Raw genomic sequence first — 14,820 nt, 5'->3', positions numbered from 1 at the left:
TAGCATAATTGCACTAATGGCTCTTTTTCTCATTGCCAAGAATGTTTTCTTTAACTAATATTTGGCAGGTTGTCCAGAAGACTGGTGCTGTGTTCAGGCAAGTTACTCGGCTTATTGCCCAGAGGAGAGCTAGTTAAAACTCCCAACTAATGGAACCGATGATTGTAAAGGGCGCACCTGTTTTAATCCTTGCTCTTGTTCCATTGCTGTCAACGAAATATTCCGTGTCAAATAGATTACGGATATTGATAGCAGCCTTTAAAGCATCTCTACGGTAGTAAATCGCCGCATCGGTACGCAAGTAATCGGGGATTTCAAATGAGTTATCTAAATCTACCGCCCGCGCACCTACATAAAACAGCCCCAGACCTAATCCCAAACCCTTGAAATCACCATTTTGGAGTTCATAGGTTGTCCAGAGACTAGCTTGATTATTTGGCACATCCTCCAATCTATTGCCTACCGCATAGGTTTTATCGTCGGTGACTTCTGCATTGGTATAAGCATAGGAAGCGATCGCCTTCCACCCTGGCAAAATCTCACCTGTAATATCCAACTCAATTCCCCGACTTCTTTGCTCTCCTACCTGAATTAAGTAATTAGGGTCATCGTTATTGGGATCGTCTGTTGTAATATTCGTTTTGGTGACTTGATAGACTGCCAACGTTGTCGAAAGTCTGTTTTCTAGAAAGTCAGCTTTAATACCCACTTCATATTGGGTTCCTTTGGTTGGCTCGAACTGGCTACCATCAGCGTTAAATCCTTGGTTAGGGTTAAAAGATTGAGTGTAACTGGTGTAGAGAGAAACAGATTTGCTGGGCTGATACACCAACCCGATTCGGGGGCTGAACGCATTATCATTCTGTTCTGGTTGGTCTGTACCACTTTTTTGTGAAATCCAATCAAAACGCCCGCCAATCAGTAACTTCAGGTTATCTTGAAAGCTAATCTGATCCTGAAGGTAGAACCCATAAGATTGAATAGTCTCAAAGTTACTATAACTATAAAGAGTAGTAAGTGGCTTTGGAATATTGTAGTTTGGGTTGAAGACATCTAGAGCAGGCACAGAGAGACCAGTAGGATTATAAATTTGCACATAGCGGTTGCCATCAAAGCCGAATACTAGTTGGTGTATAATCGAGCCTGTATTAAACTTACCAATCAAGTCGATCTGTCCAAAATAGTTGTCTACCATGTAGTTACGGTTTGCGGCAAATTGCTCTAAGAAACGATCATCCACTAGATTCGTTGGTACCGTATACTCCTCGATAGCGTTAAAAGCAGTTACAGAAAAATTATTACGGAGCTGCCAGTTATCGCTAAATTTGTGGTTTAGCGTATAGCCATATTTTTGAGCAGTATAATGTTGCCCATCAAGAGGATAACTTAAGTAACGGCTTCGAGGTAGCTTGAAGGTATTATCGCTGAAAACAGTATTGAAACTCTCAGGAATCCCATTGAATTTAGTAGATTCATAAAATAGATTTAGGTCTGTCCTATTTCCCAATTTCCAAGTGATTGAGGGTGCGATCGTAGTCAAATGTGAGGTGACAAAATCTTGAAACCCCTTTGAACTTTCATAGCTGGCGTTTAAGCGATAGAGCAGGGTTTTATCGTCATTCAATGGGCCGGAAAAATCAATACTGGACTCATATAAGTCACGGTTTCCTGCCTGAAATTCAAGATTGTAATAGGGTTCACTAAGGGGTTGTTTAGTGATAACGTTGATGATTCCTCCGGGTTCTACTGCTCCAAACAAAACCGAGGCAGGCCCTTTCAAAACTTCCACTCGCTCGATCGATGCAGTTGGTGTCAGACCAAAGCTACTTACATCTCGATAGCCATTTCGGAAATTTCCTGCTTGTTCAAATCCTCTGATAGTATAGCTGCCTCCAGGTGCGTTAAATACAGTATCTGCGCTGGTAACGCCACTAACTGTTTCCACTGCCTCAGTCAGAGTTCTCACGTTGCGATCTTCTAGCACCTGTCGCGGTATGACTTGAATCGATTGAGGAATATCACGCAAAGGCGTGTCTGTCCTTGTTGCAGTCGTCGCATCCTGCACCCGATACCCATCTTGCTCACCCGTTACCACCAACTCAATCGGCTCATTCGGCTGTGCTGCTGGTTGCTCTTGCGGTGTCTCACTAGCAGGCTTTTCTTGAGTTTGCGGTGTTTGGGGTGGCTGCATCGCCGTTGCAGCAGAAGTTATCCCAAAAACCAGCCCGGCATCATCATCAAATAATTCAACCGTGGGCAAAGCCTTTTCACCTACCACCGTCACTCGGACAGTATTTGCATCAATATTCGTAACTGTTATTTCAGTAATTGCCGCAGTGGGTTTCTCCGAACGAAATGTAAAAGCATCGCCCGACGGTAAACGTAACTGCCCACCAGATACATCTGCAATAAAATTATTACCTATACTGCGATTTTTGATTTGCAGTTTAGTCCCTTGAGTTGTCTCTAAAATTATTTCCACACCTGTATTGGTGGAATTTGCCTTAACTCCCGTGATTGGTACAACTTGATCCCCACTTGTTTGTTCTGGATTAGGGGGGTTAATTAGTGTTGGTGCCTGTACCAGCATTTGAGCGCTAGTAGCGGGAAGTTCGATTTCGCTGACTTGCAGAATCTTTTTACTTGCCTCATCCGACTTTGCTGTTTGCGGTGAACTTGCAACTTGAGACTTTTTAAGTCGGTTTTTTTTGGAACGAAGCAGATCAACTGGGGATTTGGCGATGCCTGCTTTGGGCGTTGCGATCGCAAATTTATCTATAACTGTAACCTTCTCTTCTAATCCAGATATTTCCTGACCTTCACTAGGATTACTCGTCACAACAACAACAGCACCTGTTAACAGCAGGCTTTGAAAAAATTTATCTAACTTCATTTATCCGCTTACACTCAATCACACTACTTGGCCGTACCCGAAGACATAATGAAAATTTTTGAGAAAAATTATCATTAGGGTTAAACTAGTTGAATCATATTATGAAGTGATGTAAGACACAACATAATTAATAATCTTTTTTATTTAAGATGGATACCGACCAACAGTTATTTTTATAGCCATGTGTTTGCTTGACACATAAATAGAGATTGTATTAGTAGTTAGAAGTGCTTTCTAAATAAATATTTTCAAAAGCCAAAATAGCCTTATTAATTACGGATTTGCCCTAAACAGGACGAAATTGATAGCTAATGTCGCTCTATGCAAAACTTAGATATCTGTTTTGAGATGAGATTTTAAAACAGATATTGCTCCTTATCCATAAAAGAAATTATATAATTAAAGCTGATTGAATACTTATTATAGATAATATTATCTATAATAATGCTATTTATAAAGCGAGTAATTCTTGTTAAGGCAATAAAGTATAAATAAAAATAACTTGCAATAATAGAGATACTTATTCAGGATTAATTAGTGTTTAAGCGCTCTTGGTGGTTGGCTAAACAGCATAGGCGCAGCCCGTCGTAGACATCGCTAGACTCCGAAAAAACAGCATAAATTTTTAACACCCTTGCCCCCAAACATGACCAAAGTGGTACACTACATCCATGCTAGGGGTGCCTACATAACCAGGCTGAGATCACACCCTTAACACCTGAGTCTGGGTAATACCAGCGGAGGGAAGCTGTTTATTGAGGAATGACAATATGCGGACAGAATGGGTTGCTAAACGGCGTGGGCAGGCTAATGTATCTCAAATGCACTACGCCCGCCAAGGTGTTATCACTGAAGAAATGCACTATGTCGCTCAACGGGAAAATCTCCCTGCCGATCTCATTCGTGATGAAGTAGCGCGGGGAAGAATGATTATCCCAGCTAATATTAATCACACGAATTTAGAGCCGATGGCTATTGGCATCGCCTCTAAATGTAAGGTAAATGCTAATATCGGCGCTTCTCCTAATTCTTCTAATCTTCAGGAAGAAGTTGATAAGCTAAACCTAGCGGTGAAATACGGTGCTGATACCGTGATGGATTTATCCACAGGTGGTGGTAACTTGGATGAAATTCGCACCGCAATTATTAAAGCTTCACCTGTTCCCATTGGTACAGTACCGGTGTACCAAGCTTTAGAAAGCGTCCACGGCACAATTGAAAACCTGACTGCTGATGACTTTCTCCATATCATTGAAAAGCACGCCCAGCAAGGAGTAGACTATCAAACTATCCACGCTGGAATTTTGATTGAGCATTTACCTTTGGTGAGAAATCGCATCACTGGGATTGTCTCTCGGGGTGGCGGCATTTTGGCGCGGTGGATGCTACATCACCATAAACAAAACCCACTTTATACCCACTTCCAAGACATTATTGAGATTTTCAAAAAATACGATGTCTCCTTCAGTTTAGGAGATTCCCTGCGTCCTGGTTGCACCCATGATGCTTCAGATGAAGCACAATTAGCTGAATTGAAAACCCTGGGACAGCTAACTCGCAAAGCCTGGGAAGATGATGTACAGGTGATGGTGGAAGGGCCTGGACATGTCCCAATGGATCAAATTGAGTTCAACGTCCGTAAGCAGATGGAAGAGTGTTCGGAAGCACCTTTCTATGTTTTGGGGCCATTGGTGACAGATATTGCTCCTGGTTATGACCATATCACTTCAGCGATTGGGGCAGCAATAGCTGGATGGTACGGGACTGCAATGTTGTGCTATGTAACACCTAAAGAACATTTGGGTCTACCAAATGCCGAAGATGTCAGAAATGGTTTGATTGCCTATAAAATAGCAGCTCATGCGGCTGATATTGCTAGACATCGCTCTGGTGCAAGAGATAGAGATGATGAACTTTCTAAGGCGCGTTACAACTTTGATTGGAATCGTCAGTTTGAATTATCACTTGATCCAGAGAGAGCTAAGGAATATCACGATGAAACTCTACCAGCAGATATTTATAAAACTGCTGAGTTTTGTTCGATGTGTGGGCCTAAGTTCTGCCCAATGCAAACTAAGGTTGATGCTGATGCGCTAACAGAATTAGAGAAATTCTTGGCGAAAGAGCCTGTGACTCAAAGCTGATACCATTTTGTGGTTTAAATAGTTTTGTTGTGGCGTGGCAAGGCTAGAATGTTGCAAAAAAATTGTAGCAACTGTCTTAAAAGTCAAGCGATCGCTAACAAAAAACTGGGATTGGGAAGATTGAAGCAACTGGGGAACGCGGCGCTAGATTCGGTGGTGGCTGGTACGGGCATTGAGACTTTACATTGGTAGCCAAGAAAGTTGCAGTCCGCACCAGCCACTCCTGCGATGCACCGAATCTTCCCCAGTTCTGGATTTTCCGTGTCGGCAAAAAAGAACATAAAAAATTTTAATTCCCCTAATTGATGAGCGCCTTGACTCTCAATAGACATAGGAGTGAAAATTAAATGTATAAATCATGAACAACAGAATTGAGAAAGGTGACATAGTACTGATAAGTAAAATTGGAAAATATTACAATCAAGTGGGTGAAGTTAGTGGGGTAGATTACAATATTTTCTTCGTCAAAATAATGACGGTAAAGTTAGATAATCAAGAAGAAACCTTTGAAGAAAAAGATTTACAATTACAAACGAAAAAGCCAAACTTACAAGAAATCATTGCATCAGTAGACAAAATTCTAGAACAAGTTGATCGGATTTCTCACTTGCCGACAAAAGAGAAAGTAGAGTTACCCAACCGTCTGAAGTATCTTAAATTAGATATTCCTAAACTAGATAAGCAGTTGATTGAAAAAAACTTTGACAGTATAGATAAAATACTCACAGCAACAAGAGAAGCAGACTCTTCAGCAAGCTTTTGGCAGGAAATAGATTCTAATTTGGAGAAGATAAGTTGGTGGATTAGAACAAGTTTGTAAACCAAGAAGTAAATCGGCAAGAATAAATCAAACTATAGCAATCTGAAAAATTAAATACACTTGATATCCTGAAGCATAGCTAAATGCTTATTAACAGATGTAAGGGTATTGGCAGCAATCATCCCACTGGCGGCGACTGCTGGCAAACCAATACCGGGAAATGTCGAGTCTCCACAACATATCAGTCCTGCTAGAGGTGTACCAGGGCCAGGAAACATACCCGATCCAGCCGGAATTGCTGGGCCGTAGGAACCTTGATGACGGCGCAGAAAACGTTCGTGAGTTAGAGGTGTACCAATAAGTGTGACTTCGCAACGAGAGCGAATATCTGGAATGATCCGCTGTAGCGCTTGCCACATTACTTCTGCACGCGATCGCTTTTGTTCGGCATATTCTTCCTTTCTTCTATCCATTCCCTGCCAGATAGCATACGGCTCATTACCAGGAGTATACACATGAATCACATGTTTACCTGGTGGTGCTAGGGATGGATCAAGAATTGAAGGAATTGATATGACTACAACATTCTGAGGTGCGCTTACGCCCAATTCCCAGTTATTAACGACGATGTAATGACACCGCAAATTTGACTGTAACCCTTGAGCATCAATGCCTAGATGTAGATGCATAAAGCTATCACACTCAGGCGTTGCCTGTCGTTTTGTGCGGTACTGTTTGGGTATTGCCTTTTCTGGTAGTAGCTTCAGTGTGTCCCAAACCGAAGCATTAGAAATCACTGCTTTACTTGCCCGAATTTCTTGGCGATCGCGCAGACGCACACCTACGGCGCGATCGCCTTCTACTAGCACTTGCTCCACATGAGCGCCCAATATCAGCTTCCCTCCATGACGCTCTAGCCCTTCTACAAGGGTGTCAACTAAAGCACCACTACCACCAATGGGATATTCCAGTACTGCATCTGGTCGATACCAATCCGCAAACATAAATGCTACCTCTGCGGCACTAGTACCATCTGCGGGCAGTCCAGAAAGCAGAAAACATAGCAAATTCAGCCAGTTTCGCGTAAATGGGTCTTTAACAACATCATTCATAATCCGGCTGAAGGGGCCCGTCAACTTGATGATATCTGTTAGATGTTTTACCAAAGATGGGGCAAAGGGCGCTACAGTTCTAGCTGCACCAAGATCAAAGCGTAATGCTGCTGGTGGTATGGAAATTGCTGCACTAGCGAATGGTTCCATAACGCGCTGGAGTTTCTGCCATTCAGTTACAGCATTATGACCACGGAATTTCATCAGTACTTCACAAAATTGTTCGGCACCAACTGATGTGTCAAAATCACCTTCTGGTAGACAACAACCCCAAGTATCGTAAGTTACGCATGGTAGTTCAGAACCAATGGCATCTAGTACTTGTCGCAAAGGGTTGGCAGAGGGGCTGTAAGAAAGTCCAGAATAGAGGGAAGGGCCAGAGTCGAATTTGAAACCGTTGCGCTCAAAACTGTGGGCGGCACCACCAGGAATAGAGTGGCTTTCGCAGACTATTACATTAAAGCCATACCGTGCCAAAAGAGCAGCACAACTTAAACCGCCAATACCACTACCAATGACAATTATATCTGTGTTCTGCATCTCTCTATTCCATGTTTAATCAAGGCAATTTAAAACTCGTTTGCGTTGCACAAAACTGCGATAACTCACTACGAGCTTTGGTTTAAAGCCTTTCTACTTACCGAGACTCAGAAGGTTGTTGCAAACGTAATAGGGTATTGTAAACCTGCCTTTTTAAAATAGTATTATTTTGGAGTTCTATAGTAATTTTATTGAACTGTTCAAATCTTAAACCATTATCTTCGACAATTTTTTGAGCGTGATTACAGTAATTTACTGCGATATCTTGAGCCTTCTTTGGAAGATTATTTATGCTGTTAGGATCGTTACAAACAATTTTAGGAATTTCTCCATTACCAATAAGTTTTTTAATTTCTCCAAAGGCATTTTGACGGGCTGGCTCCATTGCTAGCACGGCTTGAGCGTAGCTGTTAATTTCAGTATTGTTAACGATTGGTGCTGGAGTTTGACCATAAGCTTTTGAACTGAAAGAGAAAGCGTTGGAAATCACACCCACACTAGCGATCGCACCGAAAAGGAATGATTGTGTAACGATTCGCTTTCGGATAGTTAGATAAAATAAATCGGAAATTTTCTTCATATAGTTTGTGATCCAGAACTACATCAGGGATATTATAAGGACTTTGAATTATTTTCGGAGTTGGAAGTTCCGGCAACTGTTCAATACATCAAGTTTTTATATTTGATTGTCAATTTCCTCGGCATACTTGACAAAGTTCGATTATTTTAGTCTGAAGTGTTGATGTTTCTGATGCTCCTTGCTTGAGGCTCACTTCTAATTCCAGTAGTAGGGGCAAGCAAAAGATTAACTGTTGCACAGAAAGCAATCTGATTTCTTGCTGTAAGAAATAGAGCCGTTTGGGATTACCGATATCAGCGGCAGTAGCGATCGCTTGTTGATTGCGCTCACCACTTTCTATCATAATCTTCACCCATAGCCAGGTGCGAAATTGTCCAATCAGTATAGCAACTATCCGTAATCCCGGCTCGGAAGCATTGCTCAAATCTGCTAAGGTTGTCAAAGCTTTAGCTGTATCTCCTGTTCTGATTGCTGCTGCTAATTGTAAGCTATTTTGAGTAGTATTTCTTACTAACTTTGTAATGGTATCTGTATCTAAAGGCTTATTACTACCTTGGGCATATAGCCGCAATTTCTCTAACTCATTGTAAAGAAGCCGTGTATCATTCCCTACGGATTCTGCCAACAGTTGGGCAATATTGGCAGTTAGTTTAACACCCACAGTCTGGGCTGCTTGAGTAACGGATTGCACCAGTAATTCTGTTTTCCAAGGGGGAATGAGGGGAAATTCTCGGAATTCGGTGGCAAACTGTTTTAATAATTTCGTGGATTTGAGGCGTTCATCTGGCTTGTTGCGGCTGGTGAGCAATAAAAATGAGTTTTCGGGAATGACAGGTAGCGATCGCCCCAATTCTGCTAACACATTCTCTGGACACTGCTGACACAGGGTTGTATTGATCAACCATACCAAGCGCCCACCAGCCCCAAAAGTAGGCGTCATAACCTGATTTAACCCCTGAATAGCAGCATCAGCTTGATCGGGGGAGAATGCAGTGTAATTAAAGCTTGTCCATTGGGGATCGAGGACGCGATCGCGCAGCATAGCGATCGCCTTTTCCATCGCAAAATCATCTTCACCCCAGTAAACATACATTGGCATAGATAAACCTCTTAATAGATGGGCATAGGGCATTGAAAGAGGCAGAGGGGCGGGGTGCAGGGTGCAGAGGGGAAATTACTCTGTCCCCAGTCACCATTCTCCACTCCCAAAAATTAAATAAATACTTTTGAAATCATTCTGTTAATTAAGGTAATTTTCCCTAAAATCTATCAAGTGAGAGCGTGAGGCTATGAAGATTGGACGACAACTATCAAACTTACTTAAATCGGTTAGCACGACTGACGCTGCCAGAAGCCTACAAGTCCCAAGCCCAGCATATTCAGGAATCTTCTAAATTTCAGCCACATTCTGGGCTGAGACAAGCAGCATCCTTTCCTGGCTATACCCTAATTACCCCGCCTGCGGCAGAAGAATCACAAAACTCTGCTTTCTATGCCAAATTACAGACTTACCAACAGGAACTTTTACAGTTGCCTGTAAACCGTAATTTGATTGTACCTCTACCTCCTGCTAGCTTCCATCTGACTTTAGCGGATCTAATTTGGGACAATGCTTATCTTGACGCCTACGAAAAAAATCCCAAATTTGACGAGGAGTTACATTCTTGTTTAGCTGAAGTGTTTCAGCAATATCAACAATTGATGACAAATAGGAGTCATCCAATTCAATGGCAAATGCTGGGATTGATACTGATGCCAAGAGCTATAGCCGTTTGTTTAGTACCTCAAGATGAACGTTGCTACGAGGAAATTATTAAATTTCGTCGAACAATTTATCAAAATCCCAAGTTAATTGCTTTGGGTATTGAGCAGCATTATCATTTTACAGCCCACGTTACATTAGCCTATTTTGGGGAGGTTTCATCTGACCTAGACCGCATAAGCTTCAGCACAATGCTTTCTGAATTGAATGAGCAATGGCTGTTGAATTTGCCAGAATTTTCGATCGATCGCGTCGAGTTGCGAAAGTTTGATAACATGACACGCTATTATCGTGAACCAGATTGGCCGATTTTAGATTTTTGAGCTTAGACAAGCATTAATCTGAACAAAAAACCTCAAAATTCAGCATTCAGCAGTCATATAGTAATCCTATTTGATTTGTGACAATTGCAATCGGCAGATCCCCGACTTCTTTAAGAAATCGGGGATCTTGTTTTTTCCGAATTATTCAAGATTGCTATAGTTTTTTCTCGTTTAAAATTCCGGTTTTTGATAACCGAGGTAAATCGCTTCTAAAAAAATATCAGGTGTAACAGCTTCAGGCAATTTTTCTAAATTAATAATAGCCACAACTTGCTCGGCTAACTTTAGAGATAATGAGGCTCTTGCCTTGAATGACATTGCACCACGTCGCTGCAAATATTCACGAATAACTGCAAAATCATCTGGCATCAATGGTGATAAATCGGCAATTTCTACTAACTGTTTATGGAGTGTCTTTGCCTGTTCTGAAATTGCCAATGTTGCAGATGCAGTGGGTGTTTGGGCTTGAATTACAATTGTGCCAGCCACCAAATCACCTAAGCGCTTTTCGCGGCTACCCAACATAATTAAAAAAGCGCCAATAAATAAAGTTTCATCAAAGGGTCGTAGTAAGGCGCGTAGCGTTGCTTGTTGTAGCCCGATAAGTCTACCATCATCTCGAACTACGCGAATTTTAGCAACCCATTTACCAGGAGTTTGACCAAACCATAAGGTTTCAAAAAATACAAAATAGCCGATGTAAATTGCAAATGTAATCAGGAAGAAAATTGCTATTAACCAAATTCCTAGATTCCGAGCATTCGTAATTAAGCCTTCAAAAAAATTGAAGAGTTGCGTTGAAAAGATAGTCCAGGTAAGTAAAAATACAAGCAAGGTTACAACCAAGATTGTATAGTCAATCAGCAGTGCCAAAGCTCGATTACCGATTCCCGCTAAAGTAAATTCCAACTCTACACTTTCTGGAGTCTGGAATGTGATGCGATTAAAAAAGCGCATATTTTAACTAATTCAAAATTAATAGAGTTGGATTAAGATGTTGAGTTAACGAAAATCTTGCGAGGGAGGTTTTCTTAATTGCAAGCCTAGACCTTCACGCCGACTACGCAAGTCCAAGTATAAAACAGCTTTTAGTGATTGCCAGAATGGCATGACTAAAACTCCACCGATCAAGCTTCCAATTACAGAAATAAGATAGACAATCGAGTAAATACCAGAACCAGGCTCAAGCCTGATTAGGAATAACCTGGGTATATAGCTTAATACAAACACCAACGGAAATGTCACGATAAAAGCAACTAAAACAACGCCCTGAATGCGAAATACAGAGGCTTTAGTTAACTCCCAACTTCTGGCAACACTTTCGCCACCATTGATATTTTCCTCAACTGCTAACGGCACTTCAGCTACTATCCAACGAGAGTAGAACCAAGTTATTCCCAACAATATAATGCCTGCCGTCACAATTATTGCCAATGTGGTTATGACTATAACGCTTGAACTACCTAATATTCCTCCTAATACTACTCCGATCAAACCAGCTACTACACCGCCTACAATCGCTAGTCCCAAATAAATGAGAGCCAAAGATATACCGACTTGGAAAGCAACTCTTAAAAATGACCAAAGACGTGGATTAATATGGCTGCTGGCTGTTTGGACACCTTCAGGTTGGTAAATCAATTCTCCAAAAGCCAAGCGTGAAATTAGTCCAGAAATGGCTGCATATTTTGCCCAACCATACACGGGAACTAAAACCCATAAGTGAGCGATCGCAGCCAGGTTAAGATAAGTCTTCAGATGAGAACGATATAACCGTACAGCAGCACTCACAACGTTACCGATACTCAGTGGTTGTATCTGACCAGAAGATCCAAAGTTTTCAGACATAATGATAAATTTCCCTTGAAACTACGGAGATGAATTTGAAGCTATCTTAAGCTAAGTTAAATTCAGTGTTCCCAAAAGTCATGAATATTCAACGTTGGATTGCACGAAGAGAACCAAATTGGCAGCGTTTGGATGCCCTATTAAAGCAGATAGAAAAAAAAGGGTTAAAATCCTTACGAGCAGCAGAAATTAGAGAGTTAGCGAGTTTATACCGTTCGGTTGCGGCAGATTTGGCACGTGCCCGCACTCAGCAAATCAGCAATACTTTGATCCAAAGTTTACAATCTTTAACAACTCGTGCCTATACGCAGATTTACCAAGGTTCCCGGCGACAGGAATGGCAGGCAATCCTAGAATTTTACCGTTGGGGATTACCATCTGTAGTCCAGAAAGCTTTTGTATACATTGCTGCGGCAACGGCATTATTTTTACTAGGCGCACTAATGGCTTGGTGGTATTCCTGGCAAAACCCCAGCTTTATGCCTTTGATTGTACCTGAAAGCTTGATTACCAAGGTGCGAGATGAGCATAAATTATGGATGGGTTCAATTGTCGGTGTTGAACCTCTGGCATCCAGCAGTATCACGATCAATAATCTGTCAGTGTCTTTTGGGGCTGTCGCTGGTGGTATGACGGCTGGAGCATACACAGCCTATTTGATGATATTTAACGGTTTATTGATTGGTGCTGTTGGTACTTTAGTTGGTCAAAATAATCTAGCTTATCCTTTTTGGGCTTTTGTGTTTCCGCATGGTTCCTTGGAATTACCCGCGATCTTTTTTGCTGGGGGTGCGGGATTTTTATTAGCAAGAGCAATTTTGTTTCCTGGTAAATATCGCCGTGGTGATGCACTGAAATTCTACGGTTCTCAAGCGGCGCAGCTAGTATTTGGGATTGTACCAATGTTGATTATTGCTGGTGTGATCGAAGGCTTTTTCTCCCCTAATCCTAATGTACCTGATGCAATTAAATATCTGGTAGGGATAGGATTATTTATACTTTTAGTGCTGTATTGTAACCGTAAGCAAACATGAAATAATTTATAGGACTACTATTTGGTTTTTGAACAAAATGCAAAAAATTTGTAGGTTGGGGAGCCACTGCGTTGCGCGGGCTCCCCGCGCAGTAGCAAGTGGCGTTGGAGGCTTTGCCAAAGCCAACATCTTGATATCTGTTGGGTTGCGCTCCGCTCCACTCAACCTACGTCTAATGCACAATTTTTTTGCTTGCCACGCCACTACATATACTTAGATTTTTTCAGGAATCAAATCGGATTCTTATAGGTAATGGCAGATTGGTAAATTGAAAAGATATTTTTTATTTAAATTAAACTTAAATTTTTCATCAGTATGTTTTTACTAAATTAATCTATTTAATCAAATAAGGTGTTCCATATTTAAATTGCATAAGCTGGGCGCTCATTTTGCCCAGCCCACAATAGTTATGTCAAATTCGATTATGCAAGTTAAATGTTTTTAGCTGATCAATAAGTAGAAATATTTAAAGGTAAGATTTAAACACATCTTAATTTTCTGTTTATCAATTTTTAAAGAAGCTTTAACCATAAGAAATGTAGCCTATTTAAGGCTGGAATTACAGCAGGAAAAGATTCCTTTAATCAGAGGTAATATGATTTTTTCAACCGCCATCTTGAATCGTGTCGTTGCTACTTCAGTGGTGACAACTTCTATTGCAGTGAGTCCATTTTTTAGTGCGATCGCACAAGCTGAAACCTTGAACGGTGCAGGAGCAACTTTTCCGGCTCCCCTTTACGAACGTTATGCTCGTGAAGTCAAGAAGAAATATCCAGACTTGAAAATTAACTACCAAGCAATTGGTAGCGGTGGCGGTATTCGTCAAGTCATCGCTGGAACCGTTGACTTTGGTGCTAGTGATGCTGCAATGAAAGATGATGAAATCGGTCAAGTCAAGAATGGTGCAATCTTAGTACCTACAGCAGGCGGTGCTGTTTCTGTTGTTTACAATCTTCCAGGCGTTAATAATCTCAAATTGTCCCGTGCTACACTACCAGCAATTTATTCAGGTCAAATTACCAAATGGAATGACGCAAAAATTAAAGCTGATAATCCGGGTGTGAATCTACCAGATCAAACAATTAAATTTGCTGTTCGCGCTGATGGTAGCGGTACAACTTTTATTTTCACTAACCACCTGAGTGCAACCAGTGGTTATTTTAAAGGCAGAGTTGGAGCTAACACTGCTCCAAAATGGAATCTACCAAACGTTCTCAAAGGTAAAGGTAATCCAGGTGTAGCTGCTATAGTAGCTCGCACTCCTGGTTCTATTGGTTATGTAGAATATAGCTACGCTGTCCAAAATAATCTGAAATCAGCACTGATACAAAATAAGAAAGGAGAATTTGTTGCTCCTTCTTTAGAATCTGCAAATGCGGCTTTATCAACTGTGAATTTTCCAAATAATTACCGTGTTTTTGTAGGAGATCCAGGACAAGGTTATCCCATCGTAGGACTCACCTGGATTATTGTTTACAAACAGTATGCTAATGCTTCTAAAGCTGATGCTATTAAAAAATGGATTAATTGGGTATTGAAAGATGGTCAACAATATAACGATGACCTTAATTACACCAAAATTCCATCTGATGTGGTAAATCGGGTACTTCAGACAGTAAATGCCACTGTCAAACCTTAATTTGTAACCTTACTACTTTACCTCACTAAGAGCAATCCTAAATTATCTGTGAATATCTTCTCTTTCTCTCTACGAGACGCTACGCGAATGCGTACTTAGCAGTTTGCTTTCGTTCTTTTTTGTTCACAATCTATCTAGGATTGCTCTATTAGAGTGAGTTTGACTTAAAAACTCACTCTAATAGT

Annotated in this window: 12 protein-coding genes and 1 riboswitch; of the genes, 5 read left to right on the top strand and 7 right to left on the bottom strand. The window is 41.1% G+C overall.

Annotation, left to right across the window (positions count from 1 at the left end; genetic code table 11):
* Positions 1-133 precede the first annotated feature (133 nt).
* A complete protein-coding gene (locus HWQ39_RS03945; protein WP_292841823.1) occupies positions 134-2,893 on the bottom strand; it encodes a TonB-dependent siderophore receptor in 2,760 nt (919 codons plus the stop codon).
* A gap of 666 nt (positions 2,894-3,559) precedes the next feature.
* Positions 3,560-3,656: riboswitch (TPP riboswitch) on the top strand.
* Between the two features lie 7 nt (positions 3,657-3,663).
* Between HWQ39_RS03945 and thiC the strand changes: the two genes are divergently transcribed.
* Entirely contained in the window at positions 3,664-5,037 is a 1,374-nt protein-coding gene (gene thiC / locus HWQ39_RS03940; protein WP_292841821.1) for a phosphomethylpyrimidine synthase, read from the top strand.
* 83 nt (positions 5,038-5,120) lie between these two features.
* Here thiC and HWQ39_RS03935 read toward each other — a convergent pair whose 3' ends face one another.
* Positions 5,121-5,369, bottom strand: a complete 249-nt coding sequence (locus tag HWQ39_RS03935; protein WP_292841819.1) for a hypothetical protein — start codon at positions 5,367-5,369, stop codon at positions 5,121-5,123.
* Positions 5,370-5,395: 26 nt separating this feature from the next.
* Here HWQ39_RS03935 and HWQ39_RS03930 point away from each other — a divergent pair, with 26 nt between their 5' ends.
* On the top strand, positions 5,396-5,857 hold the full coding sequence (locus tag HWQ39_RS03930; protein ID WP_292841817.1) for a hypothetical protein: 462 nt from the start codon (positions 5,396-5,398) through the stop codon (positions 5,855-5,857).
* A 50-nt stretch (positions 5,858-5,907) separates the two neighbouring features.
* On the opposite strand, the gene HWQ39_RS03925 is transcribed toward HWQ39_RS03930, so the two are convergent.
* From HWQ39_RS03925 to holA, 3 genes are all read right to left on the bottom strand, one after another.
* Complete coding sequence (locus tag HWQ39_RS03925) at positions 5,908-7,449, bottom strand: NAD(P)/FAD-dependent oxidoreductase (protein ID WP_292841815.1); 1,542 nt, start codon at positions 7,447-7,449, stop codon at positions 5,908-5,910.
* Positions 7,450-7,546: 97 nt separating this feature from the next.
* Positions 7,547-8,029, bottom strand: coding sequence for a DUF4168 domain-containing protein (locus tag HWQ39_RS03920; protein WP_292841813.1), 483 nt, complete (start codon positions 8,027-8,029; stop codon positions 7,547-7,549).
* Between the two features lie 109 nt (positions 8,030-8,138).
* Positions 8,139-9,128: a DNA polymerase III subunit delta gene (gene holA / locus HWQ39_RS03915; protein ID WP_292841811.1), complete on the bottom strand. Its 990-nt coding sequence runs from the start codon at positions 9,126-9,128 to the stop codon at positions 8,139-8,141.
* A 197-nt stretch (positions 9,129-9,325) separates the two neighbouring features.
* On the opposite strand from holA, the gene HWQ39_RS03910 reads away from it, so the two are divergent.
* Positions 9,326-10,114 (top strand): DUF1868 domain-containing protein, encoded by a 789-nt coding sequence (locus tag HWQ39_RS03910; RefSeq protein ID WP_292841809.1) that lies wholly within the window; start codon positions 9,326-9,328, stop codon positions 10,112-10,114.
* A gap of 171 nt (positions 10,115-10,285) precedes the next feature.
* Here HWQ39_RS03910 and HWQ39_RS03905 read toward each other — a convergent pair whose 3' ends face one another.
* Both HWQ39_RS03905 and HWQ39_RS03900 read right to left on the bottom strand, forming a co-directional pair.
* Entirely contained in the window at positions 10,286-11,071 is a 786-nt protein-coding gene (locus tag HWQ39_RS03905; protein ID WP_292841807.1) for an RDD family protein, read from the bottom strand.
* A gap of 45 nt (positions 11,072-11,116) precedes the next feature.
* Positions 11,117-11,962, bottom strand: a complete 846-nt coding sequence (locus HWQ39_RS03900; protein WP_292841805.1) for a hypothetical protein — start codon at positions 11,960-11,962, stop codon at positions 11,117-11,119.
* Between the two features lie 80 nt (positions 11,963-12,042).
* Between HWQ39_RS03900 and HWQ39_RS03895 the strand changes: the two genes are divergently transcribed.
* Positions 12,043-12,996, top strand: a complete 954-nt coding sequence (locus HWQ39_RS03895) for a stage II sporulation protein M (RefSeq protein ID WP_292841803.1) — start codon at positions 12,043-12,045, stop codon at positions 12,994-12,996.
* Positions 12,997-13,591: 595 nt separating this feature from the next.
* The gene (gene pstS / locus HWQ39_RS03890; protein ID WP_292841801.1) at positions 13,592-14,635 is read left to right on the top strand and encodes a phosphate ABC transporter substrate-binding protein PstS; all 1,044 of its coding nucleotides are present in this window, start codon (positions 13,592-13,594) and stop codon (positions 14,633-14,635) included.
* Positions 14,636-14,820: the final 185 nt, after the last annotated feature.

Source organism: Nostoc sp. NMS8 (genome assembly GCF_017115045.1).
Taxonomy (GTDB): domain Bacteria; phylum Cyanobacteriota; class Cyanobacteriia; order Cyanobacteriales; family Nostocaceae; genus Nostoc.
Note: the sequence above shows the minus strand (reverse complement) of the source record. Positions and strands in the feature narration are given on the sequence as shown.